The 25,915-nt window shown below is 32.0% G+C and carries 18 protein-coding genes and 2 tRNA genes; 9 read left to right on the forward strand and 11 right to left on the reverse strand.

Annotated features, from left to right (window positions below):
* Positions 1-1,614: 1,614 nt before the first annotated feature.
* The 5 genes from WOVOC_RS03260 (at position 1,615) to WOVOC_RS03280 (ending at position 7,777) form a co-directional block, all read left to right on the forward strand.
* The gene (locus WOVOC_RS03260) at positions 1,615-2,205 is read left to right on the forward strand and encodes a CvpA family protein (protein ID WP_014868795.1); all 591 of its coding nucleotides are present in this window, start codon (positions 1,615-1,617) and stop codon (positions 2,203-2,205) included.
* A gap of 156 nt (positions 2,206-2,361) precedes the next feature.
* The gene (gene smpB, locus WOVOC_RS03265) at positions 2,362-2,811 is read left to right on the forward strand and encodes an SsrA-binding protein SmpB (RefSeq protein WP_014868796.1); all 450 of its coding nucleotides are present in this window, start codon (positions 2,362-2,364) and stop codon (positions 2,809-2,811) included.
* 6 nt (positions 2,812-2,817) lie between these two features.
* Positions 2,818-3,606, forward strand: a complete 789-nt coding sequence (gene lgt / locus WOVOC_RS03270) for a prolipoprotein diacylglyceryl transferase (protein ID WP_025264296.1) — start codon at positions 2,818-2,820, stop codon at positions 3,604-3,606.
* Between the two features lie 374 nt (positions 3,607-3,980).
* Positions 3,981-4,121 (forward strand): hypothetical protein, encoded by a 141-nt coding sequence (locus WOVOC_RS04675; RefSeq protein ID WP_155981150.1) that lies wholly within the window; start codon positions 3,981-3,983, stop codon positions 4,119-4,121.
* 2,483 nt (positions 4,122-6,604) lie between these two features.
* Positions 6,605-7,777, forward strand: coding sequence for an NADH-quinone oxidoreductase subunit D (locus tag WOVOC_RS03280; protein WP_025264298.1), 1,173 nt, complete (start codon positions 6,605-6,607; stop codon positions 7,775-7,777).
* A 136-nt stretch (positions 7,778-7,913) separates the two neighbouring features.
* On the opposite strand, the gene virB9 is transcribed toward WOVOC_RS03280, so the two are convergent.
* Positions 7,914-8,696 carry a P-type conjugative transfer protein VirB9 gene (virB9, locus tag WOVOC_RS03285; RefSeq protein WP_014868799.1) on the reverse strand — a complete coding sequence of 261 codons (783 nt, stop codon included), beginning with the start codon at positions 8,694-8,696 and terminating at the stop codon, positions 7,914-7,916.
* Positions 8,697-11,732: 3,036 nt separating this feature from the next.
* Between virB9 and WOVOC_RS03300 the strand changes: the two genes are divergently transcribed.
* Positions 11,733-11,806 (forward strand) — tRNA-Met (locus tag WOVOC_RS03300).
* A gap of 718 nt (positions 11,807-12,524) precedes the next feature.
* Here WOVOC_RS03300 and pdxH read toward each other — a convergent pair.
* Genes pdxH through WOVOC_RS03315 form a run of 3 tightly spaced genes read right to left on the reverse strand, consistent with a single transcriptional unit; the run spans position 12,525 to position 14,187 of the window.
* Complete coding sequence (pdxH, locus tag WOVOC_RS03305) at positions 12,525-13,118, reverse strand: pyridoxamine 5'-phosphate oxidase (protein ID WP_014868800.1); 594 nt, start codon at positions 13,116-13,118, stop codon at positions 12,525-12,527.
* A 15-nt stretch (positions 13,119-13,133) separates the two neighbouring features.
* The gene (mutM, locus tag WOVOC_RS03310) at positions 13,134-13,949 is read right to left on the reverse strand and encodes a bifunctional DNA-formamidopyrimidine glycosylase/DNA-(apurinic or apyrimidinic site) lyase (protein WP_025264299.1); all 816 of its coding nucleotides are present in this window, start codon (positions 13,947-13,949) and stop codon (positions 13,134-13,136) included.
* Positions 13,950-13,965: 16 nt separating this feature from the next.
* The gene (locus WOVOC_RS03315; protein WP_242368929.1) at positions 13,966-14,187 is read right to left on the reverse strand and encodes a hypothetical protein; all 222 of its coding nucleotides are present in this window, start codon (positions 14,185-14,187) and stop codon (positions 13,966-13,968) included.
* A gap of 13 nt (positions 14,188-14,200) precedes the next feature.
* Here WOVOC_RS03315 and WOVOC_RS03320 point away from each other — a divergent pair.
* Positions 14,201-14,273 (forward strand) — tRNA-Thr (locus tag WOVOC_RS03320).
* Positions 14,274-14,309: 36 nt separating this feature from the next.
* Here the strand turns inward: WOVOC_RS03320 and WOVOC_RS03325 are convergent.
* The 3 genes from WOVOC_RS03325 to WOVOC_RS03335 form a co-directional block, all read right to left on the reverse strand.
* Positions 14,310-15,842 (reverse strand): acyl-CoA carboxylase subunit beta, encoded by a 1,533-nt coding sequence (locus tag WOVOC_RS03325; RefSeq protein ID WP_025264301.1) that lies wholly within the window; start codon positions 15,840-15,842, stop codon positions 14,310-14,312.
* A 1,602-nt stretch (positions 15,843-17,444) separates the two neighbouring features.
* Positions 17,445-18,062, reverse strand: coding sequence for a heme ABC exporter ATP-binding protein CcmA (ccmA, locus tag WOVOC_RS03330; protein ID WP_014868803.1), 618 nt, complete (start codon positions 18,060-18,062; stop codon positions 17,445-17,447).
* A 3-nt stretch (positions 18,063-18,065) separates the two neighbouring features.
* Positions 18,066-18,497 (reverse strand): hypothetical protein, encoded by a 432-nt coding sequence (locus WOVOC_RS03335; RefSeq protein WP_014868804.1) that lies wholly within the window; start codon positions 18,495-18,497, stop codon positions 18,066-18,068.
* A gap of 222 nt (positions 18,498-18,719) precedes the next feature.
* On the opposite strand from WOVOC_RS03335, the gene aspS reads away from it, so the two are divergent.
* Both aspS and WOVOC_RS03345 read left to right on the forward strand, forming a co-directional pair.
* Positions 18,720-20,519: an aspartate--tRNA ligase gene (aspS, locus tag WOVOC_RS03340; protein ID WP_025264302.1), complete on the forward strand. Its 1,800-nt coding sequence runs from the start codon at positions 18,720-18,722 to the stop codon at positions 20,517-20,519.
* A 32-nt stretch (positions 20,520-20,551) separates the two neighbouring features.
* Positions 20,552-21,814: an MFS transporter gene (locus WOVOC_RS03345; protein ID WP_025264303.1), complete on the forward strand. Its 1,263-nt coding sequence runs from the start codon at positions 20,552-20,554 to the stop codon at positions 21,812-21,814.
* Between the two features lie 163 nt (positions 21,815-21,977).
* Here the strand turns inward: WOVOC_RS03345 and infC are convergent, their stop codons facing one another.
* From infC to WOVOC_RS03365, 4 genes are all read right to left on the reverse strand, one after another.
* Positions 21,978-22,487, reverse strand: coding sequence for a translation initiation factor IF-3 (gene infC / locus WOVOC_RS03350; protein WP_014868807.1), 510 nt, complete (start codon positions 22,485-22,487; stop codon positions 21,978-21,980).
* Between the two features lie 10 nt (positions 22,488-22,497).
* Positions 22,498-24,399, reverse strand: coding sequence for a threonine--tRNA ligase (gene thrS / locus WOVOC_RS03355; protein ID WP_025264304.1), 1,902 nt, complete (start codon positions 24,397-24,399; stop codon positions 22,498-22,500).
* 5 nt (positions 24,400-24,404) lie between these two features.
* Positions 24,405-24,887 carry an NADH-quinone oxidoreductase subunit NuoI gene (gene nuoI / locus WOVOC_RS03360; protein WP_014868809.1) on the reverse strand — a complete coding sequence of 161 codons (483 nt, stop codon included), beginning with the start codon at positions 24,885-24,887 and terminating at the stop codon, positions 24,405-24,407.
* Between the two features lie 70 nt (positions 24,888-24,957).
* The gene (locus WOVOC_RS03365; RefSeq protein ID WP_014868810.1) at positions 24,958-25,761 is read right to left on the reverse strand and encodes an enoyl-ACP reductase FabI; all 804 of its coding nucleotides are present in this window, start codon (positions 25,759-25,761) and stop codon (positions 24,958-24,960) included.
* Between the last annotated feature and the right edge of the window lie 154 nt (positions 25,762-25,915).

The following is a 25,915-nucleotide window of genomic DNA, read 5'->3' on the forward strand; positions in this document are numbered from 1 at the left end:
ATGCTTCTTGGATTAGTTTTTTCTTACTCACCAGACTTTCTTAATAAAACGTAGTCCTTCTTTCAACACCTACCGGAACTTTCTACATAAAAAAAGGCTTCGACTCGTCACTTAATATCTCAAAACCAAAAACGTGCAAAGAATAATCAAGTAACCAGATCACACATAGAGTATATTAAGGCTAACAAAAAAAATCAAGAAAGTAGACAGAAAAAGAAAGATAATCTACTAAAATAAGCTAAAATTAATATTAGGTCAGCTACCGTAAATAATCTAACTGAGCACAAGAAAAAATTTTGATGAGACATTTACTAAAGTAGTCAGCAAATACCTGAAGACCAAGAAACATTTTGCAATACTATCAACTAAGAGTTTAACATTGTTTATTTTCAAAATAAACAATTACATGAAATATTAGAAATACTACAACCAATTAGTAAGTCTTCTACTCCAAAAGAATATTTATAAAAGTAATTACATAGAAAAAAAAAGAGCGATTGCTTAAATTAAGCTCAGATATTCATATACAACAATCTCTTCCACACCTAAAAACATTTTTCATAAAAATGGGAACTATGTACCAAACAAGCTGCAGATCCCTAAGCTGAACAAAGCTCTAGCAGCTAATACTATTTTCAAATCACTGTTTAAACTGTATTTTCCCCAAAAAAAAAACACTTCGTCTATTCTTGATAGCGTCCTTTATATCAATATTCTGCCTACAGGCATTTGCTGCTTGGAAAAGCATCAATCTTTAAAGGATCAGTGCCATCAGAAAAAAGAGAAATATTAGGTTAGCATTGAACATAAAGTTACTAATAACAATCATACTATGTATTTTGATTCGGTTTATTTTATATATTCTAAATATTTGGTAAAATCTACCGAACAAATAAGCCAAAACAAGTTTACTTCATCCACTTAGAAAAATAGAAACAAGTTGTTTTAAAGAACTTCGTGTAATAAATAATTTCGTTTTTGCTACATGTTTAAAGGAATCATTACAGTATTGGAGCTATAATTAATATTACCTTCTACTCCAACTCTGATCAAGTTTTCTACATTAAGGCACAAAACTTACCTTCTATATATAAAGGAGATCCAATAGCCTGTTCCAGTGTATGTTTAACTAATGTTAACAATCAATAATATATTCACAGCTCAAGCATCTCAAGAAACTATGAAAATTTCTAATCTCAACACGTGAAAAGTAAGAGAAAATAAACCTAAAGCAAGCAACAATAAAATTAAGCGATAGGAGATTGATAACCACTTAGTTCAAGGCTATCTAGATAATAATAGTATAAATTTTAACAATTAGTAAAAATTTAGGTTCCCATGAAATCAAGTTATCATGCCCAGAAGAATTATTAAATTCGTTGCAAAATAGTTTCCCTTACAGTAAACTCAATTATTACCAAGGAATTTACAGTAAACACTATTCTCTATAAATGGGAAAATATAACTTTACAGTATAATAAAGTAAATAATAGCTTAAACTTAGAAGTTAACATGATTGCTCAATATTTATATCAGCCGGCTCAGTATAAATACAATTAATTTTACAACCTTAGTATTTACAACTATTATACTTGCGAAGCACAAATATATAGTATGCTTTTTGATTGCTTAATTATCTTCATTATTATTTTATGTATAACAATCTCAATAACTAGGGGCTTTATAAAAGAGTTATGTGCGTTAATATTTTTATCCTCATCAATCTTTTTAACAATTAATCATTATGACTTCTTCACTATAAATTATAGTAAATATTTTGATTCTAAAGCTATACAGAATATACTTTCCATAGTTTCTGTATTTATTATACTTAACTTCATATTTATGGTAATAAACAACTGGCTGATGTACATATTATCACCTATAAGGCTAGGGTTAATCGACAGAGTTACTGGGATCTGTATTGGAACACTTAGAGGAATACTGCTTTCCCACATATTATTCTTCGTTGTACACTTATATTGCTATATAGCATATGACAAAAAAGAGGAAAAATCGAAAATAGAGACAGAAGAAATATTACCCAATTGGATAATAAGATCGCACTCTTATCAAGCTCTATTTGTAACAATAGAAAACATAGTTGATATGTATATACCAGAGTCATTGATACTAAAAATCAAAGAAATTGGAGAAGAAATGACTGATCAAGAAAAGTCTAAAAGTAATAAGAAAGAAAAGTAATAATCATATCTATGAAGCAATAATCGATACTATTTATTTAGCAGCAATTTTTTTTGATCAACATAATTAGCCTCCAGCTCACTAGCAGTCTTTCCCTATTATGAGTTAAACTAAAAATCTCGTAATATATTAAAGCTCAAAGAAATATCTTTTAATATGGAAGTTATTACAGAAAATAGAAAAGCAAAGTTTGAATATTTTATCTTAGAAGAATTTGAAGCAGGCATGGTTTTGTTAAGTAGTGAAGTTAAATCGCTAAGGGAAAGAAAAGTAAACATTTCTGACGCTTACGTCATTGAAAAAAATGGTGAAATATGGCTACACAACATGCATATTGCAGAATATAAAGACGCAAACCGAAAAAATCATAAGACAAAAAGAGAACGTAAACTGCTTCTGCACAAAAAAGAGATAAATAAATTAATTAGCCAGATTAAGACTGCTGGAATAACTGTTATACCAATTTCAATTTATTTTAATTGTAAAGGATTAGCAAAAACTAAAATTGCTATCGTGAAAGGAAAAAAACTTTACGACAAGAGAGTAACCATAAAACAAAGAGAATGGAATCGTGAAAAAAGCAGATTGTTTAAAAATAACTTGTAGCAAAATATGTCTTTAAACCCAGTAATTTTCAGAATTGGTTCTGTCTCTATATATTGGTATTCTCTAGCATATGTTCTTGGTATAGTATTTGCACACTGGTATTTATATAAGCTAGATAACCAAAAGGTATTTACCAAAAACTTTCACAACTCATTATTAACAGCAACTATCATAGGAGTTATCCTTGGAGGAAGGCTTGGTTACATATTGATATATGATTTAAGTTATTATGTAAGCAACCCTATTGAGATATTAAAAACCTGGAAAGGAGGTATGTCGTTCCACGGTGGTGCCATAGGAGTTTTTCTTGCGGTAATAATTTTGTGTAAAAGATATAACATTCCCATATTTTATACATTGGATCTAATTTCCTGCGGAGTCCCTGTAGGTTTATTTTTAGGTCGTATAGGCAATTTTATAAATGGAGAGCTATTTGGCAGAACTACGACTATACCATGGGGTATAATATTTCCAGAAAGCGATAATTTACCGCGTCATCCGAGCCAAATTTATGAGGCATTTTTTGAAGGATTACTGCTTTTCATAGTTATGAATCTACTGTTTTTCTTGACTAGAATAAGACTATATTGTGGTGTGTTAACTAGCATCGCAGCTATGTGGTACGGAATAGCACGTTTTATAGTTGAGTTTTTCCGTGAGCCAGATTATCAAGTCGGCTACTTATGGCTTGGTTTAACCATGGGACAGTTACTTTCAGTACCCATGATTTTGCTGGGAACAATCTTACTTTTGAGTGCGCTAAATTTGAAATTTACGAGCATAGAAAAAAGGTAAACTTGACTAGAAAACATTTTCCCTACGTAAGTTAAAGATTGTAGCCTTACCATTTTAAAAATCTTATAACATAAGAATTTCTAATATATTATCTAGATGAATAAATATGTTTAAAAGCCTTGTTCAGAACATCATGTAGAAAGAAACAAAGAAATATTCTAATGAAAAAGCTAAGCTTCAAGGTTTGATCAGTTAATATTACAACTATATTTACGAAAATAAACTGATTTGTTTTTTTATACACATAATTCAGTAAATAACAAATAGGAAAGCTATCTATTTTAAAAATTATCAATATTAATTTCCTAGAAGCCTGAAAACAGGCTTAAAGAATAATCCACAAATATCTCCTTCAAAGAAGTTATTAAGATTTTATGAAAAAGATAATTACATTATTATTACATCGTGCTATCATCTCTATGAAAGAGATAATTAACATTGATATATTCATAATATTGTTCGATTTAACATTAAGAATAATTAATGCTGACAATATTATTACACATCATTATTAAAACATCATAGTAGTGAGTCTCATCATAGCAAAGTAGTAAATTCTAAAGCATACAGGTCAAACGGAAAAGATAACTATGAGTCTGACAATTACCGTTATTATTTAGATAATGGCAACTCGGACTGTGAAATAAATAATATTATTAAGATAATAGCTTAAAATACTTTAGAAATATTAGATAAAGGACACATGGAATTAGTACATTCAATTCAAGTAAAATTATTCAGTACAGCTAACCCAGTAAAGATTTCTACAAAGTGATGTGGAAGTGTAATCATATCTACTACTAAGCAATAAAAGTTGACTCTGTTTTCAGAGTCTAGGAAAATCCTACTTATCTTAGTTATAGGGAACAGAATTACTGTTTATACACTAGTTACAAAACGTAGATAAGGAGGTTCCAGTAACTTCAGACAATTAATATTAAAGAGCATTTATCATACAGTTCTTCTCGAATATGGCTGATTTTATTGCATAAGAAAAGTATTAATAGAGTAAAAAGAACCAAAAAAAACGTGAACATACGCTGTAAAATGAATCTTTCAAGGGAGATTATGTTATAAAGATGGTAGCAAGTAATAGCAACAAATTTCATTTCTAGAAATATAAAGGTGGACTTATTTTTGTCAACAAAGCCATAGAAAATTAGCACAGCGGTATTTTATCTATTTTAGTTTAAGAAAAAAACAAGTAGGAAATTGTGGAAAGGCCTCTTACATAAAAGATAAGTTTTTGCGATAAATAACAAGATCACTTCTACAATCCAAACACCTTGTTAAGTGGATATAAAAAAGCTTCTATCAGTCCAAAATAAAAATCTTTATAGTTCAAAAATTGTGCAGTGATAGTGAGTTTTTATAAAAGGTATAATCATAAGCAACATTAAATAATTTTTTAATCAAATCTACCAGAAGTAGCAACATAAAAGCTGTAAAATTAACTTTAAATATTAATAAATAATAAATTTTTCAAAAAAAATTCTCCTAAAAATTAATCCTCTTAGAAACATAGAATCATCTAACATAAATAATAATCAAATTTTAAAACTTACTTTAGAACACCCAGCAAACAAATTTTGATTGGTGACGTAAAATAGTATTACTCATTAATGCTGACGCAAACGCTAATGCGATAGGCGGAACAATGATACAATAATAAGTACAATTTATAAACATAAAAGAACATTTGCTTACAAGTAAAGAGTATCGGTGCAAGTTAGAAAGTTTTTCATAGAATATAGAGAAAAATACTACTAGTGCTTAGCGAATTAATAATACGTAGTGTAATATCTAAAAATAACAAAAAAAGAAGAATACATTAAAGATTTACAAAAAAAAGAATGGCTTTGATAAACTTAAAGAAGTAGTAAAATTGAAACTTAAAGTTATTCAGCTAAGTAGCTGTAAGATAGTATCTAAAAAATCTCCTAGAACTTTCGAGTATGAGGAAAGAGAACTAGCTATAATGCTTTGTTTTCAAAAGATTCCATTTACACTGAGATGTACAAATCTAATGGACAGTAACTCATTAAAAGAAAACAATCATTTAAACATATCAAAAAAATTTATTTACGTTGAAGTATATAACTTACATAAAAAACTTATCAAAAATTTGTCTGGAAGACAGTAATTATTTTAATGTACCAAAAAGACATTTATTTAGTATACCGGTAGATGCTCTTCAGAGCAAAAAAGAGTAAATGAAACTAAATGAACAAAACTCTAATAGCCAATAAATTAGCAACAGATTAGTAATCAAAAAGTTGATACCGAAGTTGATCTCAATATAAAAGAAATAAAACAAAAACATGGAAGCAAGAATTCAGGTTACGGTTCTTGTTATGAGTTTAGTACAAAAGTTAAACTATTAAGAATAAAACCTAAAACCCCTAAACTCTAAGATAAATTCTGCTATACTGAGTATGCAATAGAAAAAGGTGTTTATGTCATAAAAACAATTAAAGCGTCCGTTTGGCAGTTTAGCAGAAAAATTTTCAAAATAAGTATAATCGTTAAAATAAAAGACGTAGAAATGTGGTCCTCTTAAAGGTAAAAAATGATTATTAAAATCCATACAACGCTTTTTCTAGCTATGCCATTGAAGACACCTATAAGAAATCTACTAAACGGAGAAAAAAAAGACTAAAGAAACCTCAGAGCTAAACCTATTAAAAAATTTGATATCCACTGTCTTAAATACTTTATAAGCATAATTTCATGCTTATATGAATAAAAATCTAGAAATCTAAATAAAACTTATAAAGATATAAAGTAAGCATAATGTAAAAAATTAAATATTAAGAGACTAGCTACACAATAGCTTCAGCTTTATGTTATGGTAAAGAGAACTAGCAAAATTTATTAAGTTATTTTCTCCATTTTGACATGTCTAACGCACTTCTAAAGTGTTATGCAAGAAGGTCTATTGACTTTCAACACACTTTCATCTATATTATTTTAATATCCTAAAACTAAACTACCTCACATGCCCGATTTAAAGGCAATGATGCTAAATTTTGGACCTCAACACCCAGCTGCACATGGGGTATTACGCCTTGTTTTAGAGATGGATGGCGAAGTGATTGAAAGAGCCGATCCTCATATCGGTCTTTTACACCGCGGTACTGAAAAATTAATAGAACACAAAACGTATCTTCAAGCTTTGCCTTATTTTGATCGCCTTGATTATGTATCACCAATGTCACAAGAGCATGCATATTCATTGTGTGTAGAAAAATTACTGCAATGTGAAGTTCCAATTAGGGCAAAATATTTGCGTGTTCTGTTTTGTGAATTAACAAGAATACTCAACCACTTACTTAATATTTCCTCACAAGCACTTGACGTTGGAGCAATGACTCCTCTTTTATGGCTCTTTGAAGAGAGGGAAAAAATACTGGAGTTTTACGAGAGAGCTTCAGGAGCAAGGTTTCACGCAGCTTATATCAGACCAGGTGGAATTGCAGCAGATGTTCCAGAAGGTTTAATTGAGGATATTGCAAAGTTTATAGAGCAGTTTCCAAAGTATATAGATGATGTTGATGATCTCTTAACAGAAAATAGAATATGGAAGCAACGCACTGTAGGAATCAGTAAAATGTCAATTAAACAGGTTCTTGACTGGGGCTTCAGCGGCCCAATGTTGCGTGCCGCTGGACTTGCTTGGGATTTACGAAAAAGTCAGCCATATGAAGTATATGATCAACTAGATTTTGATATACCAATCGGTCGAAACGGTGACTGTTATGACCGTTATTTAGTGAGGATGGAAGAAATTAGACAGTCTACTAGCTTAGTAAAACAGTGTATAGAAAAAATGCCTAGAGGGCCAGTAAAAACTGAAGATAGAAAAATCTCTCCACCACCAAGAGCAGAAATGAAAAAATCTATGGAAGCTCTAATTCACCATTTTAAGCTTTACTCAGAAGGGTACCATGTACCAGAAGGTGAGACTTACGCAGCTGTTGAGGCACCAAAAGGTGAGTTCGGAGTGTATATAGTTTCGGATGGAACTAACCAACCATATAGATGCCGAATAAGAGCACCTGGCTTTGCACATCTACAAGCCTTAGATTTCATGGCAAAAGGACACATGCTTTCTGATATTGCGGCAATCATTGGTTCACTTGATATAGTTTTTGGTGAGATTGACAGGTAGGTTTTTAGCTATACTTAGCTATAAGTAAAGTTAATTTTTTTATCGTTTATACGACTTAGGTTATCTTTTACTACTTTGCTGAACAAAAAAAAAATTTGTGCCCATTATTTATAGACACTATATTTACACTAACCACTTATCTCCTTATTAAAGACATATCTTCATTAAACAAGCAAACTGTGCTTGACCCCTTTCTTAAGGTAAATACAGAGCCTACTTTCTCAAGTATAAGATAATCATCAACTACACGAAAATTTATTAGAGATTCATACCCTTCAGAATTAACCATAAAGATTGCTGGAAAGTCAGAATTTATCTTATTAAACTGCAGATACGTGAATTTCCCGTCATCAAAGACTTTAGTTGGTACTATCGACTCACTACCCTTAATATGTGAGATAGAATAATTAAAATTTAAGCCTTTTTTTGCAACTTCAATATCATTCATATCAGGAACAGTGGTAGGACTAGCTTGTTCAAGAATATCACCATTATCGGTTGTGTAGATTTCTTCACTATTAAATAGTGGGTAAAGAAACCTCACTTCATATGCTAACCTCGGATCATCTAATCCAGTTGCTTCCTCAGCATGAAATTCAAAGTAATAAACTCTTTTATTAGTAATAATAGTTGCATTAGTATCAGCAATATCATCTATAGGTTTGATAAATAACCTATTACCATGAGAAACAAGCTGCCAACCAGTCGAATCGCCCATTGAAAGATTCTGTATCACTTCACCTGGTTCAAACAGTATACTCGACTGATAACCGTAAAAACCTGTGTATTTATGTATAGCCTGCGGATTATAATTTATTACCTTTATATGACTGTCTGCAGCTATTGAACGTGGTTCCTGTTTCGCAAATGTATCACCACTACAAAAAAACACCAATACTATAAATAATAAACTAATCATAATATTTAAATTGTATACCAATCATTATTTTACCATTGAAAAGTATTTACTTCAACTGTCAAGGCATTATCTTATACGACATTTGTATAATATCTTAAGCAATTGTACAATTTATTGCTTCTTTAAACTCATCAATCAGAGTTTCTATACTTTTCAGTAAATCAGATTTAAATTCTATATACTCTTTACCTTTTAAAGGGTATATAATCTTCAAGTTTATATACATGTAGTACTTGTCTATTAAAGGTGCGAATAAAAAATCAGAATCTTTTTTAGCACATTTTGTGTACTCTTACTATTATTTTCCCTGTAAATTTTGATCACCAAACAATGGAATGTCTTACGTGATTTACATATACTCAAATTTGGTATGTTCTACCTGTTTTCAAAACATATTTTACTAACCCTGCTTGTTCTATAGTTTTCTACACTGAATAACGGGTAATTGCCAATCCCCCTCCCGTCCACTACTGCTACACACATACCATTTCTTTACTATCACGTTTGGAGTGATATTAGTTTTTATGGTTCCTTAGTTAGATGATATCCCAAAACACTGTTAAATATTCCCTCTTTAACTTAACTTAATAATAACTCGGACAAAAAGCTATAAACTTCGTCATCTTTTATAAATTACCATCAGCTCACTAGTATCTTTATCAAGCCTATAAACAATTCCTAATCTTCTATTTCTTACTTATCAATATACTTTATAGCAAAAGAAGTTAATTAAATTGTTCGAAGAAAGAACAACATAAACAAAAACATAAGCTAACATTAATCATAAACTAAAAATATCTGTAATTTAACTAAAACTGCTATGGTTTATTATTACTGCGATAACATAATAAGCTAAGAAAAATTGAAGCCAAGCACTCATAGCTATGTAAGCAGAGTGTTATTTACTTACAGACTACTTCTTTGTTGCACATTATATCTTAAGAAAATAACCAATAATATCATCTAATTTTTAATTAGAACCTACCTTCAATTTGAAAAGGTACTTTTAAGTACTTAAGCCCATAAATTCCCCGTATCTTCACTACCAATTATACACTAATAATAGCATTAAACTAATCTTTTTTACTTGCGCTAAAACCTACTCGAGCACATTTTATTAATTTCTACACCATAATTTACTAACCAAATTGAATGTGAGCTATGTTTTTAGGTTAGCATATTTAACCATTTTAGTACTATAAACTAAATAATTAAACTTGCTTAATTAAATTATTAAGTCAATTCTATCACAATTTTCTATAATATCTTTTTTCTATGAACCAGCAGCATTAACTTATCATTCACTTTTGTTATATACACAGCAGTGATCACTACAATTGAGCCCTTTGTTTGAGTTATTATATTTAGCACGATTAAAAATTTGACTCTACCAATTTACTTTACCAATGCTTTGATAGCAAAGCTCCTGCTTTTCCTAGCAAGAGATATTAAATTATCACTCCTTTTAACAGCAATATTCCCAGCACTGACTAAGATATCAGGAGCCCCTATTATATATAGGACCAGAGAAAATACCAAGTACAATAAAAAAAATTCCAAAGAAACTCGAATTTCTTTTCCATAAATATAGCTAAAATAACCTAAATACCTATGATAATAATTAATAACACAGGAAAAACCCCGAATAGGAACAGAACTAAATATTGAAAACTAGCAATTGTATCTATTCTATATATTGAATACTATCAATTAAGCACTCTACAAGCAGAGCCATAATCTACTTAATACATCTAAAGGAATCAACAAATATAAATTACTTCGCTTAAAATAATAAACAACATAACTATATTAGTACAGTAGCTAAATTTGTGATAATAATATTCGTTGAGAAATAATTAAAATTATCCATTGTATATATAACAGTCGCTAAGCTTGCTATTGCTGAACTAGTGAGATATTTTACATTATTTTCATCATAAATAACCTATTGACATTGATTAAATAATTAATAAATAATATCAATACAGTGAAAATGATATCTAAAAGTCAGGTTTTAAAATTGCTTTTGGTTCTCTATTAAGAATCACCGAAGCAGCAAACATAATCACTATTAACCTTTGATATTTCCCTCCTTATTATTGCAACGAGTACCAAAACGACTATAGTTTCTCAATCTATTTTTGTCTTCCTCACCAATCAGTAATGTGGAAATCACGCCTGTATGTGTTTTTTTAACATTGTCCTACAGGCTTTCATAAATGAATTGAAGAAAAAGATTCTATGCTCTAGCATTTTTGTACAGAACTATTTTGCTTATTGCAAAATCTGTAGCACTTATTTTCTGACAACAAGTCATTCTTGCAAAAAAATATGTACATCCCAAAAGGCATAAAACCTTCAAATAGAAAAGTCTCATTGATAATTTTACTTGATTGTCTATTTTAATACCTTCTTTCCACCTCTTAGCTCTAATTGATATTTCTTACGTTGTTTAAAGCAACGTGCAGTCTCATATTCTAGTACATAACACTAAAATCCACAAGTTTTTCTCTAAATCTTAGTACCTATACACTCGAACAACAGAAGAAAGTTTTTTAATAAAGAGCAAAAATTATCTATGTGAAACCTCATTATTAATATACTATAGCAACGACACTTTTCATACAACTTTTCTTACCAAGAATTTAAATATCAACTAAAGCTGTTTTTTTTTTAGTTTATCCAGCCGTAAAACTCTATGAACATAATGCCAATCAAAGAGACACACAATACCGTGTACTCTTACAAAAGAGTACAACCAAGATCAACACAAATAAAAGTAGAAGAAAAACAGATACAGTAAAAACATAGCTATGTTTAGAATTCAAAGAGAAATAAACTAAGATCTATACACACTGGCATATATAAGAAAACCTTAGCATCAAATTATGTTCCTCATTGCACATATAGATTGTTAGATATATAACTAATAATTGTATTAAGAAAAGTTAATAAATACATAAAACATATATTATGAGGTAATTTTATTCTTTTATTTTCTATTATTTATATATATAATATCTAAATAGACAACGGCGCGGAGTGGAGCAGTTTGGTAGCTCGTCAGGCTCATAACCTGAAGGTCGTAGGTTCAAATCCTACCTCCGCAACTTTATATCTATATCTAAAAAAATATTTTTTCTTGCTTAATCAAGCCAACCTTAATGATAATAAGGAATTAAAGCTCTGCAGAAAATTATATAAAAGAAACTAAAAGATTTTTAATGCTTCTTGCTACATTATCAAGAGTTGCGATAGAGGCTTGCAAGTTTTGAATTAAGTTTTACAGCTTTATCATCTTTGATCATAAGTGAGTTATTACCACCATTTGCAATATTATTTTATACATATTGTGCATATAACAATATACAAAAAAGGAATATTCTTCACAAAAGACTTTCTATATATACTTGGTTTATACACTACAGGACCGCAATCTGAGTTGGTCTCTTGCTGCATCTACAGCTGCTATTTCCTATAGCATAATGCTTAAAATGTACCATTAGCTTTATAAAACAGGTATGGTGATAGGAGCTTCACAGTACTAATCGTAGGATCTTTTGTAACAAAATACATCATTGAACCAGTAGCTGAAAAAGTGAACAAGTACATTATATATTACCTACAATTGAACATTTTTCTTCAAAAGAAAAAGGATATAAGATAGTTTAAACTAAGGTGTTTTATATTATTCCAGTGTACTATAGAAGCACAGCATAGCTGGCCACAAATACTTGTTTCAAAGACAGTATATTATAGCTGTCTTTATCTTATTCCCTAGTGAAAATCATTATTAAATCATAGTGTTCATACAGTTGTGTTACATGGTCAAGGGTATAACTGTTCTATTTTCCAATCGCTTCTCGCAACAAGAGTATATCTAAATCTAATATGCCTCCTGTACTCACCCTCTTGCCAGAATTCAATTACTTTTGGAATTACGTAAAATCCTACCCAAAAACCAGGGCAGGGAACTTGTGCATTATCAAATTCCTTCTCCTTGAGTTCGATAGCTCGCTTGAAATTTTGCCAATCTTCCAGAACGCTCGATTGTTTTGAGCACCATGAACTAATTTGACTATTGCGTGCTCGGGAAGAAAAGTATTTACCAGCTTGCTCGCCATCTAAAAGCTTAACATCTCCTTCGATTCGAACTTGTCTAGAAAACTCTATCCAGTGAAATACTAATGCAGCTTTGGGATTTTCAGTCAATTCTCTTCCTTTTCTACTATTCACGTTAGTGAAGAACGTAAAGCCTTTTTCACCGTATTCCTTGAGTAATACCACTCTTGCAGATGGAATACAGTCTTTGCTGCAAGTCGCCAACGTCATTGCAGTTGGCTCTTTACATAAAGAATCAAGTACTGCTTTATACCACCTGGAAAATAAACTAAGCGGATCTTTTTCAGGTGAGAATGTCATATCTAAAAATAAAACTTAGTTCTGGCATGCATTGCAAAAATAAGTGCTACGGCCATTTTGGCGTATAAGTATTATAATGTTATTACAAACTTTGCAAGGCTTTTGAACTCTACCATATACATAAAAACCATTTTGGAAACATCCGACAGATCCAGATGGCTGTGCATAATTTCTCAACGTCGAACCGCCTGCAGTAATTGCATCATTTAGAACATTTTTTATTTCAGTAGCGAGTCTTTCGCACTCTTTGTACTTCAAATCCTGTGCCGGCCTGAATGGTGATATGCGGGCTCTAAATAAACTCTCAGAAGCATATATGTTACCCACACCAACTATCAGTCTATTATTCATTAATACTGATTTAACATTTGCTTTTCTGTTTTTCAGCAATCTCTGTAAATAGTCTCCATTGAATTCATCTGTGAGAGGCTCTATTCCAAAATCATTGAAAAAGCTTACTTTTTCCTCTTCTTTCAAAATAATAACTAATCCAAATCTTCTTGGATCATGAAAGATTATTGAAGTATTGTCGGAAAATAAAAATATCACATGATCATGTTTATTCCGTGCTCGATCATCTTCAGCATATATAAGCTTCCCACTCATACCAAGATGCATAACTACAGCTGTATCATTGTCTATACACCAGATTATATACTTACCCCTACGTTCAATATTACTTATGCATCTGTTCTTTAGCACATCATCAATATTTTTTATTACTGGCACACGCATCCTCCAATTATTGACTGTTACATTGCTTATTTGCTTGCTTTTTATCTTATTAAGCAAAAAATTAGAGATCACTTCTACTTCAGGCAGTTCTGGCATAATACCTTCTCAAAACTTAAGTTTTTGGTGGTAATTTTACTGTTAAAGTTTCCTCAAATACGCTTAGGTATTCCACAGAGCTTTTTTCCAAAAACTTCTCATTATAAACAAATTTTGAAAGTAATCTGTTTTGTCTAATTTGCTGCTGTTTTTTTCTTTTTAGAATATTTTGCTTTAAAGCTTTCGCTAATCTTTTTCTCTCTTCTTCTTTCTTCTTATTCTTTTTTATGTTATTCATATACATAAACCCTGCCGTTATAGCTTAGATGGTAGAGCATGTCATTGGTAATGACAAGGTCCCAAGTTCAAGTCTTGGTAACGGCACACTGACTATATCCAAAATAAAAACTTAGAAGAAAATCACAGAGGTAGGTTATCATGCTTTTTCCATATCCCTTCTACTTTTTTGTTTCTGAGTAGCTCTAATGCTTTACGAAGGTGGTACCGTGTTTTACTTGGCACTATTATACTGTCAACATAACCATACAATGCAGCAAAAAACGGACTAGCAAACTTTTCTCTGTATTCCTTAATTAAGGCTTGCTGATCCTTTTCATGTCGAAATATAATTTCAACTGCACTTTCAGGACCCATCACGGCTATTTCAGCAGTCGGCCAAGCGTAATTTATATCACCTCTCAGATGTTTAGAATTCATAACAATGTATGCGCCACCATACGCTTTTCTAGTAATTACGCTAATTTTCGGCACAGTTGCCTCGGCATAAGCGTAAAGTAGTTTTGCCCCGTGTTGTATTATATTATTATATTCCTGATTTGTACCTGGCAAAAACCCTGGAACATCAATGAGTGTGATAATAGGAATATTAAATGCATCACAGAACCTTATAAACCTTGCAGCTTTTCTTGAAGAATCAATATCTAAGCACCCTGCAAGATACATAGGCTGATTTGCAACAATACCAACAGTACTCCCTTTAATCCTACCAAAACCAATTAGAACATTACGAGCAAAATCAGGCTTCAGTTCAAAAAATTTCCTTTCATCACACACTTTCTCAACAAGTTCATACATATCATAAGGAGTATTAGAATTATAAGGAATTAGAGTATTTAAAGACTCATCAATATCATCGACATCATTGCAGGTAGGTATAGGTACAGATTTTAGAGTCTCTTGATTATTTGCTGGTAAAAAGGTAAAAAACTCACGGACCTTCAGTAACATTTCAACATCATTATTAAACGCATAATCTGCTACTCCCGTTTTACTTGTATGGATTTTCGCCCCGCCAAGATCTTCATGACTTACATCTTCATATGTGACTTTTTTTACCACATCTGGTCCAGTTATAAACATGTATGAGCTATTTTTCACCATAAAAGTAAAATCAGTTAATGCTGGAGAATAAACTGCACCACCAGCACACGGCCCCATGATTAGAGAAATTTGTGGTATAACTCCTGATGCATCAACATTTCTTTGAAAAATTTCTCCATAACCAGCAAGGGAATTTACTCCCTCTTGAATCCTAGCTCCCCCGGAGTCATTTAACCCAATAACAGGAACCCTAGCATTAATTGCCATATCCATAATTTTGCATATTTTTTTTGCGTGAGATGCACCAAGCGATCCACCAAAAACAGTGAAGTCCTGGGAGTAAACAAAAGCTTTTCTGCCATAAATAGTACCATGACCAATTATAACACCATCACCTAAAAAATTAGCATTCTGCATGCCAAAATCAGTTGCATGATGTTTGACGAATTTATCATATTCTTCAAACGAATTTTCATCGAGCAGTATACTCAGTCTTTCTCTAGCAGTTAATTTCCCTTTTGCATGTTGTTTATCAACTCTATCAGAACCTCCTCCTCTTTCAGCTTCTAGTGTTCTCGCTTCTAGATTTTTTAATATCTCAAAATTTTGCATATCAAAAAAAGTGAATTTTCATTTAATAAAGTATACATTACTTTTTTGAAGTGCAAAAAATTCTGTTCCTGATATAAATAAGCTTCTTAAGTAAGAAATATAAATGAAGCTATAAATAACAAATAAAAAGTTCAGGGCAACATTTGTATTGTCTTGTTTGCTTTTTCGGTTAAGTGCTTATCTAACAGCATTTAAACGAATAACTTAGAAAAATTTCTATTTTAGAGCTAACACCTCAAAATATTACCTAATAATATAGAAAGTCTAAGAGGGAAAATGCAGACAATATACAACACAAAAGGAGTTTTTAGCTTCAATAGCAAAGAGAAAATTGAAGCTGGCTATAAATCCTAAGTATATGGTTCCAGGATTTTTGCTGCAGCAATAAAAACAGAGCATTTATTGAGCATATAAGAGTTGAATTTGAAAGCTTATATTCTTCAAACTAAATTAGTCAATGGAAACTATGAGAATAAAAGTAACTTAAAGTACGTAAACTTAGCTATAACCCAAAGTACCCTGCTAGAGGAAAATGTGATCCACGCTAGAAGAGTATTAAGTTTCTCGAGAAGCAGAAAAATAATGTTAGGATAGATATTAAAAAGTGTGATAACGCTAATGCAGACTAGACATTAGAGTAGATTTTTAGAGTCGCATTTAAAATGAAAAATGAAGGCTTAAATAATTTAGCTGGGTGACCAATATATATTACAACTTTAATAAAGAAAGAATGTAATTTGCTCCGTACGTTGGTGGAGGATTAACTAAGGTCAAGTTTCATAAGAAAAACAAGATATTCATTTGTTTATCAAGCAAAATTTGGTGTTAATTGATCAATTTACAACATACAACATAAACGAAAATTTACCGTTTCGCGCTACTCTTAGTATTCCTAGGAATAAGTTTACAAGATTTTTAGGCTTTGGGTTAGATTATCATTCTTAGTCTAATATTTCAGGTAGCAGTGTAGTGAGACAGAAAGTAGTTAAACAGATTGTTTTGCTGTAGTGACTTTAATCTGAGCTTACTGAGAACTTGTTTACTTGGCAGTAGTTGTTAAAAGATACTGTCACAACAATTCTGTTGTGAAAAGCTTTTTCAGTTTCTTTAAAGAGTTCTGCCAATGAGCACTTCTAAGTGCTCTAAATAATATTCTAAGATTACTAGAATATACAAAAACCTCATAATAATCTCAGCTATTTAAAGATAAAAAACAAAGGTGTCATTTTGTTTTTTTAGGCTTAAGCCAATAACATGCGTAATCCAAAATTGTAGACATAATAGTCTGTCTATAAAAAGAAGGACTTAACAAAATATAGTATATACACAATAGAAATTAAGCATGCATACACACCTACACACCTTGAAGAAGGATACACACACTTTTTACTAAATTTTGCTTTTAGTTGAGAAACCTATAAGTAAATATGATAGACTTTGTACTTTAAAATACCGACGCTATTAGTACGGTAGAGCTATAAAAACACGCTAAGCAATTTTTTCCAATATAACCAACGTAGATATTTCACTATTGCATTTCCAAACATTTCATTCTTTTTATAGAAACATTTTAAGCTTTTTCTCTACTTTTTCTCAGTAAGATCAATCAGCTATAAAATTACATATGTTGATCGCTATAAAATCACATAATTGCTTTGTAGGATTGTGTCCTGTAATAATTACTATACCATTTTGTTCAGAACGTGTTGAGATCAGATTTAGTACCAATTCACACGTTGTGCTATCAAGATTACAAAACGGCTCATCTATCAGCCAAATATTTGCATTAGAAATCAAAAGGCGAGCAAGAGCAACTCTCTTTTTCCATCCTGCAGAAAGTTCACCGTATCTAATATTAAGTACAGGTTGTAACTGTAAACAATAAATAGCCGCCATAGTTAATTCTCTAGTATCCCGTATTCCTGCCCAGAATTCTATGTTTTGAGCAACAGTTAAGCTATTCTTACAGGCGTTTTTATGTCCCACATAGACCATAGAAGATACATAAGGTTGTAGGTCACTATATATATCTTTTCCACAGTATCTTATACTACCTAATACTGGTGGCAAGAGCCCAGACAAGCTTCTAATTAAGCTGGTTTTACCACTACCATTTGGACCAGTAATTAAAATCTTTGATTTTGGCTCAGCTTTGAAACTAAGATTTTTAAATAATATTCTGCTATTGCGAGCGCAGGATAAATCTTCACATTCAAGCATGGATTATCTACCTTTCCCTTTATGCTTCTCACTGGTTGAAGCCTGAGCTTTTATAAACAGTTCCCAAAATCCTTTCTGCCTACCTTCTCTATGCATCAATAGAGCAAAATGCTGCATTAGATTACTACCAATTACAACCATTTTTGTCCATTTACCTACTGGTTTTACTATATCAAGTATCTTTGAATCCTCATTGTAAACCTGTATATCCTTTTGCTTCTTACGTAACATTTCTTGACGTTTCATCAGCTCTTTTCGCTTGTTTTTTTGATATAATTCATTATATTTTCTATTTTCTTCGCATTCTTCTTTAAGAACCTCTTTAGAAAATAGGATTTTCCTAACCCAATCTCTATATTTTTTTCTAAAAAAAAGAAATACTATAGCCATGGCAAGTAATACCACGCTACATACAATGATTTGTCCAAATGACATTTTTGTACTCAGCTTATTTAAAGGGCCATCTGTAATTATGCTTTAACTATAGAAATTTCACAATTTTTTGTACAGAAATGTAGTATGAAAGATGATATTAGAAAGCACCATCAAACTTCAGAACTTTCCTTTATTTCAAAAATCATACAAATACCCAAGTAAATGAGCTTGTATGGGACAATATTTATTCTTATACTTCTTTAAAATACCGCTACAACAAATATGAACTGCTATAAAACTCATACCTGCAATGAATTAAGAAAGGATGATGTAGAAAAAGAAGTTACTCTTTCTGGATGGCTATACCACAAACGTAACCATGGTAATCTCATCTTTGTTGACTTAAGAGACTTCTACGGAATTACTCAGCTAGTATTCAACAATGACAAAGACTTTTTCAATGAAATATCAAATTTAAAATCAGAGAGTGTGATTACTGTTACAGGAATAGTCAAAGCTAGAACTGAAGATACAGTAAACAGCTCTATTTCCACAGGAGAAATTGAGGTTATAGTTAGTAAATTGCACATTGAATCGAAAGTTGAGTTTCATTGTGACGAAGAAATAGCAAAAGAGGAAAAAAGCATATTAGCAAGTATCTCTGGCAAACAAGAATACCGAGAAAATATGAGACTTAAATATCGGTTTCTTGACTTAAGGCGGGAAAAAGTTCGCAATAACATCATTTTGCGCTCACAAATCATTGCAGAACTACGTAGACTCATGATAGAACAAGGTTTTTTAGAAATTCAAACTCCAATACTCACTGCTTCATCTCCTGAAGGAGCACGCGATTATTTAGTTCCAAGCAGACTAAATCCTGGTAAATTCTATGCACTACCACAAGCTCCACAAATTTTTAAACAACTGCTCATGGTGTCAGGATTCGATAAATATTTTCAAATTGCACCATGTTTCCGTGATGAAGACACAAGATCTGACCGTTCTGGAGAATTTTATCAGCTAGATCTTGAAATGTCTTTTGTGACTCAAGAAGACATATTTCAAGTCATCGAAACTACTTTATACAAGGTGTTCACTAAATTTTCTTGCAAGTCAGTCGACAAGAACTTTCCACGCATTACATATAAAGAAGCAATGCTCAAATATGGCTCTGACAAACCAGATCTACGTAATCCATTATCAATTAGTGATGTTACAGAAGTTTTCCGTGATTCAAAGTTCAACATCTTCAAAAGCAACATTGAGAAGGGTATGGTAGTTAGAGCCATTCCCGCTCCCAAAACAGCAAAGGAGTCACGGAGCTTTTTTGATAAAAAAATAGAGCATGTGCAAAAAGAATTCGGAGCTAAAGGTCTTGGATATATAACGTTTGATAAAGATGGTACTATAAAAGGACCAATTGCCAAATTCTTTGATAAAAATAAGATAAATCATATAAGAGAAATAACAAATGTAAAGCCTGGAGATAGTATATTTTTTACTTCCGATAAAGAAAATGAAGCAGCAATAATTGCAGGAAAAGTGCGTACCATTTTAGGATCAGAATTAGGTCTTATAGATAAAAATGTTTTCAAATTCTGTTGGATTATTGACTTTCCATATTTTGTGTATGATTATAAAAATAAAAAAATTAATTTTTTTCATAACCCATTTTCTATGCCACATGGTGGCTTAAAAGATCTGGAGGAAAGAAATCCACTGTACATTCTTGCTTACCAATATGATCTCGTTTGTAATGGAATAGAACTATCAAGCGGAGCAATTCGCAATAACAAACTAGATATTATGTATAAAGCTTTTGCCATTTCAGGCTATAGTAAAGAAGAAGTCGACACAAAATTTAGTGCACTCGTGCGTGCATTCAGATTTGGAGTACCACCTCATGGTGGAATAGCACCGGGAGTTGACAGAATGGTTATGCTGCTCGCTGATGAGCCAAACATTCGTGAAGTGATCTGTTTTCCTATGAACCAACAAGGTGAAGATGTTCTAATGGGCGCTCCTTCTAAGGTAAAAAGTAGACATTTACATGAATTATTCTTGCAGGTTATTGATTAACAGCACCCCAGATTATGTTAAATTGAAAAAGCGTGAATAACATCCAAAAAGCAATACTATCAGGTATAATCTGCAATATAATTGTATGGTATGAATTAACTCTATTTGGAGTCTTGTCATATACAATAAGTGATGTTCTCTTTTCATCAGAAAATGAGCACGTAAAAAAAATCAAATTTCTTAGCAGCTTTGCAATTGGGTTTGGATTTAGGCCGCTTGGCGCATTTATTTTTGGCTACATTGGAGATAAATATGGCAGGAGGAAAGTTTTGCTAGCTTCTGTAATATTAGCTTCAATATCATCCACTGCAATTGCAGTAATACCAAGTGCAAAAAAAATAGGAATATTTTCCCCTATATTACTTCTGGTTTGTAGAATAATACAAGGAATGGCAACAGGCGGAGAAACAAGTATCAATTCAGCTTTTTTAATAGAGCACTCAAGCGATAAAAAAAATCTAGGTTTTTTAGGCAGCATGAAAGCTTTCAGTGGCGCGCTTGGTTCTATTACATGCTTTGTAATGATAGCTGTTTGCAAAAAACTTACAGGTGAAAATTATGAAATTTGGGGTTGGAAGTTACTCTTCTACTTCTGCTCTGTTATGGGCATAATAGGCTTTCTAACAAGATACATAATAGAGGAAAGCTTAGCCTACAAAATACACAGTCGAAATAAAAACTTGTTTCACTCACCATTTCTAGAATTGCTCAAGGAGTATAAAAGAGTATTTGCAATAGCAATTGGAGTTGGCATTGCTCAGAATGCAATCATTTATTCAGCAATCATGTTTTACAATATATCTGTAAAAGAACTTATCCTATCAGGCATCGATATTAAAAATGTAGTAAGGATCATAGTTGAAATTATATTCGGGTTGTCTGCAGTACTGCTTGCAATATTATCTGACAAAATTGGAAGAAAAAATGTGATGATTCCCACATTAATAATTTTAGCTTGTGCCAGTTTACCAGTCCTTCAGCTATTATCATACGATAACCATTGCATTATAATGCTTACTTTCCTATTAATAAGCATACCGGTAGGTGCATCCTTTGGAATATGCAATTCTCTCGTTTGTGAATTATTCCCAACAAAGATTAGATGTACTGGCTTTAGTTTAGCTCACAACATATCTGCAGGGGTTTTCGGTGGTATTTCTCCATCTGTATGCATATGGCTTATAGAAAAAGCTAAAACAAAATTTGCCGCAGGTATTTATCTTACTGCCTGTGCATTAATTAGTCTGATATCTGTACTTCAAATCAAAGATAAAGACAAAAAAATTGATTGGTGAAATTTTTCCTTCTAATAATGTTTTCCATATCTTAACCCACACTCCAACCTCCATATACACCTAGTTACAGTGCTGTGCTAATTTCTATGGTTCCATTAGAAAATGAAAATATTTTACTAATTAAGCAAGAACTAGCAAACGATTTTCTAATAGACAAGTTTTGCTATTTGGCAATCAGAGCTAAAAAATATTGATTCCCTTCCTGTTTAGGAGCTAATTCTACCTTTGCAATATCTTCGGTGTCTTTAATCAACCGTTCTAATTTCTCCAACCCAATTTCAGTGTTTATGAGCTCTCTACCTCTAAACTTCATTGTAATTTTAATCCTGTGTCCATGTCTAAGGAAGTCTCTTGCTTGACGTAATTTTGTTTCATAGTCGTGATCACCAATATTAGGGCCTAGCTTAATCTCTTTTATAGTTAATATTTTTTGTTTCTTTTTTGCTTCACTTGCTTTCTTTTTTGCATCATATTTTTGTTTACTGTAGTCCAAAATTTTACATACTGGAGGAGTCAAATCAGGCACAATTTCCACTAGATCTAAATCGACATTCTGCGCAGACTCTAAAGCCTGCTCTATTGCCACAACTCCAACCATATTACCATTTTGATCAACTAGACGTACCTCCTTAGCTGTAATAGATTTATTAATTCTGTTTTTTTTGATTTGCAAACTTTAACCCTTAACTCAAATTAATATCTTTTAATAAAAGTTCAGCAGCTTTCTCATAAGAAAAAGATTCCTGTCTTTCTGATCCTAAATTCCTCACTGACACAGTTTTACTTGCAACTTCATTTTTACCAACTATCCATAATATAGGAACCTTGTTTAAACTATGCAAGCGTATTTTATGACTAATTTTTTCACTAGTTAAATTGACTTTAACCCTAACACCTTGCTTTTTTAAAACGTCGCTAATTTCTATAGCATAGCTGTCAACTTCATTTGTAACAGTTAGAATAGCAAGTTGTGTTGGGGCAAGCCACAATGGAAATTGTCCTGCATAATGTTCTATTAGAACTCCAATAAAACGTTCAAAAGTTCCAAAAATTGCTCTGTGTAGTATAATAGGATGATGTTTTTGCCCATCTGCTCCTATATAAAAAGCTCCAAGACGTTCTGGCAAAATGAAATCAATTTGTAGCGTTCCACACTGCCAGTTCCTACCTATTGCATCTTTTAGAATAAACTCTAACTTTGGTCCATAAAATGCACCTTCACCTGAGTTAAGTTCATAACTTAAACCTGTTTTTTCGACAGCATCAAACAGCGCTCTTTCAGCTCTATTCCATACTTCATCACTTCCTGCTCTAATGTCTGGACGGTCTGAGAATTTTACAGAAATTTCATTGAATCCAAGCTCTGAGTATACTTCTTTCAAAAGACCACAAAATTTTATAGTTTCAGAATTGACTTGCTCTTCCATACAAAAAATGTGCGCATCATCTTGTGTAAAGCCACGTACTCGCATCAGCCCATGCAATGAACCTGAGCTTTCATTCCTATGACACGTACCAAATTCTGCCATACGTATTGGTAAATCACGATAGCTTCTAGTATGAGAGTTGAAAATCTGCACGTGACAAGGACAATTCATTGGTTTTATTGCTAGCTTTTCATTCTCAAGTTCACTAACAATAAACATATTTTCACGAAACTTACTCCAATGCCCAGACTTCTCCCACAGCTCCTTGTTTACTAAAATAGGAGTTTTTACTTCAAAATAACCATTATCTATTAATTTTTTTCTCATATAAGATTCAAGAATGCTATACAAGATATAGCCCTGCTCATGCCAAAAAATTTGTCCTACAGCTTCCTCTTGAATGTGAAACAAGTCCATATCCTTAGCAATTTTGCGATGGTCACGTTTTTCTGCTTCTTCTAGACGTCCAAGATAAGCATTCAATTCATCCTTATTTCTCCACGCAGTGCCATATATTCGTTGCAATATTGGACTATTAGAATCACCACACCAGTATGCTCCTGCAACTTTCATAAGTTTGAACGCTTTAACCATGCCAGTTGAAGGAGAGTGTGGACCACGACATAAGTCAACAAAATCGCCTTGTCTATAGACAGTTAGATCCTCACTTTCTGGTATGCAAGAAATAATATCAATCTTATATTTTTCGCCTATATTATTGAAAAAATCAATTGCTTGCTTACGAGTCCAAACTTCTCTGACAAATCTGTAGTTACTTTTTATAATTCCTTCCATTTTTTTTTCTATTGTGGCAAGATCACCAGTAGTAAAGGTACGACCTATAGCAAAATCATAGTAGAAACCATCCTTAATTGTTGGACCAATAGCAACTTGAGTATTAGGAAAGAGCTCTTTCACCGCTTGAGCCATTATGTGAGCGGCATCATGTCTTATTATATCTAAAGCCACTTCATCACTGAATTGTATTATCTCTATTTCCACGTCAGATTCAATTGCATGTGATAAGTCATATAACTCACCATTTATCCTTAAGGCAATAGCTTCTCCTAAAAGACCTAGTTGTAATATATCAAAAATAGTAATTTTACTACCATATTTTTCTATTTTTTGTCCAGCTGAAAAGGTAACTTTTATCATCAGTTTTAGCAATAGGGTCTATTCTTTTTTAACCTAAGTTCAATTGCCTTTTCCCAAGTTTCACCATTACATAATAATTTCTCTTTATTATATATTAGCTCCTTTTTTGTTTCTGTTGCGAATTCAAAATTAGGACCCTCAACAATTGCATCAACTGGACATGCCTCTTGACAAAGCCCACAATATATACATTTTGTCATATCAATATCATAACGCGTAGTGCAACGACTGCCATCTTCCTTTTCCTCAGCTTCAATAACTATTGCTTGAGCAGGACAGATGACTTCACACAACTTGCAAGCTATGCATCTTTCTTTACCATTTGGATACCTACGCAACGCGTGTTCGCCGCGAAACCTTGGGCTTAGATGGCCCTTCTCCATAGGATACTTTAGCGTAACCTTTGGTTTAAACATGTATTTCAATGTAACAATAAATCCTTTAATCAATTCTATAAAGAACCAATACCGAATTAATTTCTTGAGCATAAAAGCATTTAAGACTTATACAAGTGATTATAGATGATATTATCAATTTTCAAAAAGCTTTTTTCCTATCTTAACTTTGAATTATATTCGAATCAATTACCTTCATTCCTACTACATTATATCCTGAGTCAACGTGCAGAATTTCTCCAGTGGTGCCACTACTTAAGTCACTTAGCAAGTACAATGCCGCTTTTCCAATATCCTCTATTGTGGTATTACGTCTCAGTGGAGAATTGTTTCTATTCCATTTTGATATGAAACAGAAATCACTTATTCCAGAAGATGCTAAAGTTCTGATTGGACCAGCAGAAATAGCGTTTACCCTAATATTTTGTGGTCCTAAGTCACATGCTAGATACTTTACACTTGCTTCAAGTGCTGCTTTACATAAACCCATAACATTGTAATTCGGTATAACCTTTTCAGCACCATAGTAAGACAAAGTAAGTAGACTACCAACATTTGGCATCATTTTTTCAGCCCTTTGTGCTAAAGCAGTAAAAGAATAGCACGATATATGCATCGCATTAAGAAAGTTGCTTAGTGAGGTATTAACATACCTATTACTCAATTCACTTTTATCAGAAAATGCAATCGCATGTACCAAAAAATCAAGAGTACTCCATTTTTTTTCTATTACTCCGAAAACATCATCTATAGTTCCTTCATTTGCAACATCACAACTCAGTACTAACTCCACATTTAGCTCAGTTGCTATCGGCAATAGTCTCTCTTTTACAGTTTCATTTTGATATGTGATTGCAAGTTCTGCTCCATGCTCTAAGAGAGTTTTTGCTATGCCATAAGCTATTGATCTCTTGTTTGTTATTCCAGTTATTAACCCCTTTTTATTTTTTAATAAAGTCGTTGTCATAGAACCATTTATTTTTTACAATTTGAAATACTAACTAAGCAAAGTCAAGGTGTTAACTATGTCTAAAAATAATTTTTTAAAGTTAAAGTGAATATACCATTAATCTTACAGATGAGCATGAGTTTTCAGTAAAAATAAAAGGGCAAAAAACTTT

The sequence above is a fragment of the Wolbachia endosymbiont of Onchocerca volvulus str. Cameroon genome, assembly GCF_000530755.1.
Classification (GTDB): Bacteria; Pseudomonadota; Alphaproteobacteria; order Rickettsiales; family Anaplasmataceae; genus Wolbachia.

Excerpts from the sequence above, each read along its gene's own strand:
- WOVOC_RS03260 (WP_014868795.1), top strand. The coding sequence starts at position 1,615 with ATGCTTTTTGATTGCTTAATTATCTTCATTATTATTTTATGTATAACA.
- smpB (WP_014868796.1), top strand. The coding sequence starts at position 2,362 with ATGGAAGTTATTACAGAAAATAGAAAAGCAAAGTTTGAATATTTTATC.
- lgt (WP_025264296.1), top strand. The coding sequence starts at position 2,818 with ATGTCTTTAAACCCAGTAATTTTCAGAATTGGTTCTGTCTCTATATAT.
- WOVOC_RS04675 (WP_155981150.1), top strand. The coding sequence starts at position 3,981 with ATGAAAAAGATAATTACATTATTATTACATCGTGCTATCATCTCTATG.
- WOVOC_RS03280 (WP_025264298.1), top strand. The coding sequence starts at position 6,605 with ATGCCCGATTTAAAGGCAATGATGCTAAATTTTGGACCTCAACACCCA.
- virB9 (WP_014868799.1), bottom strand. The coding sequence starts at position 8,696 with ATGATTAGTTTATTATTTATAGTATTGGTGTTTTTTTGTAGTGGTGAT.
- pdxH (WP_014868800.1), bottom strand. The coding sequence starts at position 13,118 with ATGACATTCTCACCTGAAAAAGATCCGCTTAGTTTATTTTCCAGGTGG.
- mutM (WP_025264299.1), bottom strand. The coding sequence starts at position 13,949 with ATGCCAGAACTGCCTGAAGTAGAAGTGATCTCTAATTTTTTGCTTAAT.
- WOVOC_RS03315 (WP_242368929.1), bottom strand. The coding sequence starts at position 14,187 with ATGAATAACATAAAAAAGAATAAGAAGAAAGAAGAAGAGAGAAAAAGA.
- WOVOC_RS03325 (WP_025264301.1), bottom strand. The coding sequence starts at position 15,842 with ATGCAAAATTTTGAGATATTAAAAAATCTAGAAGCGAGAACACTAGAA.
- ccmA (WP_014868803.1), bottom strand. The coding sequence starts at position 18,062 with ATGCTTGAATGTGAAGATTTATCCTGCGCTCGCAATAGCAGAATATTA.
- WOVOC_RS03335 (WP_014868804.1), bottom strand. The coding sequence starts at position 18,497 with ATGTCATTTGGACAAATCATTGTATGTAGCGTGGTATTACTTGCCATG.
- aspS (WP_025264302.1), top strand. The coding sequence starts at position 18,720 with ATGAACTGCTATAAAACTCATACCTGCAATGAATTAAGAAAGGATGAT.
- thrS (WP_025264304.1), bottom strand. The coding sequence starts at position 24,399 with ATGATAAAAGTTACCTTTTCAGCTGGACAAAAAATAGAAAAATATGGT.
- nuoI (WP_014868809.1), bottom strand. The coding sequence starts at position 24,887 with ATGCTCAAGAAATTAATTCGGTATTGGTTCTTTATAGAATTGATTAAA.
- WOVOC_RS03365 (WP_014868810.1), bottom strand. The coding sequence starts at position 25,761 with ATGACAACGACTTTATTAAAAAATAAAAAGGGGTTAATAACTGGAATA.